This window comes from Shewanella sp. P1-14-1 (genome assembly GCF_001401775.1).
GTDB lineage: Bacteria > Pseudomonadota > Gammaproteobacteria > Enterobacterales > Shewanellaceae > Shewanella > Shewanella japonica.
The window spans coordinates 1-3235 of record NZ_LKTL01000054.1; the positions used below are offsets into that span (position 1 = coordinate 1).

Sequence of the window (3235 nt, forward strand, 5' to 3'; positions counted from 1 at the left end):
CGACAGAGCCTTCGGTTGCTGTCATGTAGTCAGCAAGGTGCTGGTTGCCCATATGAGCTTGCCAAAGTTCACGTGATACCCAGTTTTCATAAAAAGTAAAATGCGCTGGGTTGTCGTTGTCTTGATGAAGGTCATAGTTGATGCAACCTTCTTCAGCACGAGTTATCTCGATAAGTTTTAGTAGCTCAGCTTTCACAAGTTCAATTTTGTCGTCATTGGCTTTGATGTTTGCAACAATCGTTAATGTAGTCATAGGAGTTTCCTTCGTTCTGAGTTAGTGCCGTGCTTAGCGCACTGCGTTGTTGGTATGGAGGTATAATAGTGCGAACATTACCAATGAAAAACAGCCCATCAATTGAATAACTACCAATTAAAATTTGATAATAATCTTTTAATATTTCATGTGGTGCGATATAAAGGGATAGTCATTTTCAGATTTTGTTAACACACTGATTAAAAGGTAACGGTTATGCTCTTAGAGGATTTTCAGGTCATTTTAAAAGTCGCAGAGTTTCGCAGCATCACTGCTGCTGCGACAAATCTGGATATGCGCACGGCAACGGCAAGTGCCGCGGTGAAACGTGTTGAGGCATCATTAGGGGCTGAATTATTTGTACGAACGACTCGTCATTTACGCTTATCTTCTGCCGGCGAGCGTTATTTGCCTCAGTGTGAAGAGGCGTTGCAGATGCTTGAAAAAGCCAAAATGAACATGCGTGAAGAGCTAGGGATTATTGATGGAGAGATCCGCATCGCCCTTTCGTCTGATTTGGGCCGAAATGTGGTCACACCTTGGCTTGATGAATTTTTGTTGGACTACCCAGACGTTTCACTTCGCTCCAGTATCAGTGACAGCAACATCGATTTTTATCGAGATTCTGTTGATATGGCGCTGCGCTATGGCTCACCAACCGATGCGAGTATGTACGGTTTTAAAATTTGTGATGTGCCAAGGCTGTTGTGCGCCAGCCCGGAGTATTTAGCAAAATACGGTACTCCATCCGAGCCAGATGATCTGCTTGAACATAATGCCCTGTTTTACCAGTTACATGATATTTTGCAAAATGAGTGGTTGTTTAATGATGGAAAAGAGGACATTAAGGTAAAACTGAAAGGTAACAGAGCATCTAATGATGGCGATCTTGTTCGGCGCTGGTGTGTGGCGGGGAAAGGGGTAGCAATCAAGTCTTGCCTCGATATGGCCGATGACTTGCTAACAGGGAAAGTGGTCAATGTAATGGCAGACTATAAACCGACTTCCACTGAGCTTTGGTTAATATGCCCAAGCCGACAATCTATTACCCCAACCGTCCGCCTATTAAGGGATATGCTTAGAGAAAAGGCCGAACAGGTTCTAATCCAAATGAAGGACAAAGGGATTCTATTGGGTTAACTGTTGAGGTTGTGAGGGCGTGGAAATTGCCAGCCCTCAGTAAAGCGGTGATGGTCTTAACTACTGATGGTTGTCCAACCACTCACGAGTCACATCATCAACCGCTAATCCCGCACGGCAAACCTTGTAATCCAATTCTGCGATGATTTCATTTGAAAAGCGCAATTGATCTAGCTGTGCCAACTGTGCTGGGGTAAATACGATTGATCTTTCTTGTCGAAGTAATAATATGGCGCGATCAACGCTACCCAATAATCCTTTGGGCTCTTTTAATTCACGGATAGTAAATAGGTGGTGCAAGAACTGTGGTTTCCACAATGGCACAATAACCCACTCATTATTTTCAACCGCACGTTCGTAGGCACCAAAGCAATCCTCTTCTGAACCAGAGTGAAAATGATAACCCACATCGCTTAATCCATATTGGTCCATCATTTCAATAGAGAATCGGGTAATGCCAGCACCTGGGTTAATACCTTGAATGTGTTTGTTGGTGCGCTTAACGACTTCTGGTTTTAATAGGTCACTGATTTGTGAAACAACCTCCTCAGGTACATAATCGGGCACCCCCCATAGAGCGTATGGTTTATAGTGCAAACCTAACTCTAACAAAGGCTCTACCGTTTCAACATCGGATTTATAGATACCGTGGCTTGAAGGTAACCAGGCAGAAGAGAGCATGTCGGTACGGCCCACTTTTAGATTTTGGAAATTTTCTTGATGTGGTGCGTAGACACGTTCCACCTGAAAACCCATATCAGTTAAGACATGGCTAACTATGGATGCAGTAACGCGATGAAAAGATAAATCGGTAACCCCGAGATTGATAATGTTAGACATAACGTGTCCTTATGATAAAAGAAAAAGAGGTTTTAAAATCGCATTTAAAGTGCCGTGAGGCCGGAATAGAGCATCTTGGTTCCCGTAAGAAACAGAACGCTATAACTTATCTTGTAAATCAACTCTTGAGAGATGATATTCACCATCCACACACCGGCTCTAACCCCTAAAAACGCAATCGGCACCAAAACTAACGAGGTCATCAAGTTTTGCATATCGAGCAGCCCCATATAGCTGTATGGGATCAACTTAATAAAGTTAAGCACCGTGAAAAATACTACGCTGGTGCCGATTAATTGTTCTTTCGGCAGATTTTTTGGCAGTAGATGCATGCTTGCAGGCGGACCACCGGCATGGGCAATTGTACTGGAAAACCCAGACAACATACTTAAGGCATAGCCCTTTATCGGGTGGCTAAATTGAACCTGCTTTAGCAGAAACTTTTGTGTTAAAAAGACCAAAGCCAGCCCCCCAATGATAAGTTCAACTACAGATGTTGACAGACTACCCATAAAATAAGCAGCACTCATCACCCCCAAAATAGCGAAGGGCATCATACTTTTTAGCTCGACGTAATTGCAGTTCTTGCGGTGGTAAAACAGCGCCATTAAATCCATACCACACAATAATGGTAATAAAATCGCAGCGGCTTGAACTGGCGATACGCTCATCGCCATCAAAGGTACCGATAGCATCCCCAAAATACCGCCGACCCCTCCCTTGCCCATGCCATAGAAAAAAACGGCAGGTATCGCTGCAACATAAAACCAAAGGTCTGTGATCATGATATGTAAACCAAGAAAATACGTAGATGAAAACAAGTGTATTTGAGCAAAAAGCTTTTAAAGCCATTGACTCAAATAAGGGGGTATACAAAGTTGGCTTAAGCGATTTGGGTCACTTCGTTGACAGTGAAACTTGCGACAGAGCCTTCGGTTGCTGTCATGTAGTCAGCAAGGTGCTGGTTGCCCATATGAGCTTGCCAAAGTTCACGTGATACCC

Annotated in this window: 4 protein-coding genes; 1 reads left to right on the forward strand and 3 read right to left on the reverse strand. The window is 43.6% G+C overall.

Going from position 1 to position 3235, the window contains the following annotated elements; translation table 11 throughout:
• Positions 1–253 (reverse strand): putative quinol monooxygenase (locus AN944_RS20820; protein WP_055026562.1); only part of this gene is annotated, 253 nt, incomplete at its 3' end.
• Positions 254–469: 216 nt separating this feature from the next.
• Between AN944_RS20820 and AN944_RS20825 the strand changes: the two genes are divergently transcribed.
• The gene (locus AN944_RS20825; protein ID WP_055026563.1) at positions 470–1393 is read left to right on the forward strand and encodes a LysR family transcriptional regulator; all 924 of its coding nucleotides are present in this window, start codon (positions 470–472) and stop codon (positions 1391–1393) included.
• Positions 1394–1453: 60 nt separating this feature from the next.
• Here AN944_RS20825 and AN944_RS20830 read toward each other — a convergent pair whose 3' ends face one another.
• Positions 1454–2233: a glycine betaine ABC transporter substrate-binding protein gene (locus tag AN944_RS20830; protein ID WP_055026564.1), complete on the reverse strand. Its 780-nt coding sequence runs from the start codon at positions 2231–2233 to the stop codon at positions 1454–1456.
• Between the two features lie 44 nt (positions 2234–2277).
• Positions 2278–3018: a sulfite exporter TauE/SafE family protein gene (locus tag AN944_RS20835; protein WP_055026565.1), complete on the reverse strand. Its 741-nt coding sequence runs from the start codon at positions 3016–3018 to the stop codon at positions 2278–2280.
• Positions 3019–3235: the final 217 nt, after the last annotated feature.

What these genes read in the sequence shown, in the direction of transcription:
- AN944_RS20825 (WP_055026563.1), top strand. Translation starts at nt 470, where the DNA reads ATGCTCTTAGAGGATTTTCAGGTCATTTTAAAAGTCGCAGAGTTTCGC.
- AN944_RS20830 (WP_055026564.1), bottom strand. Translation starts at nt 2,233, where the DNA reads ATGTCTAACATTATCAATCTCGGGGTTACCGATTTATCTTTTCATCGC.
- AN944_RS20835 (WP_055026565.1), bottom strand. Translation starts at nt 3,018, where the DNA reads ATGATCACAGACCTTTGGTTTTATGTTGCAGCGATACCTGCCGTTTTT.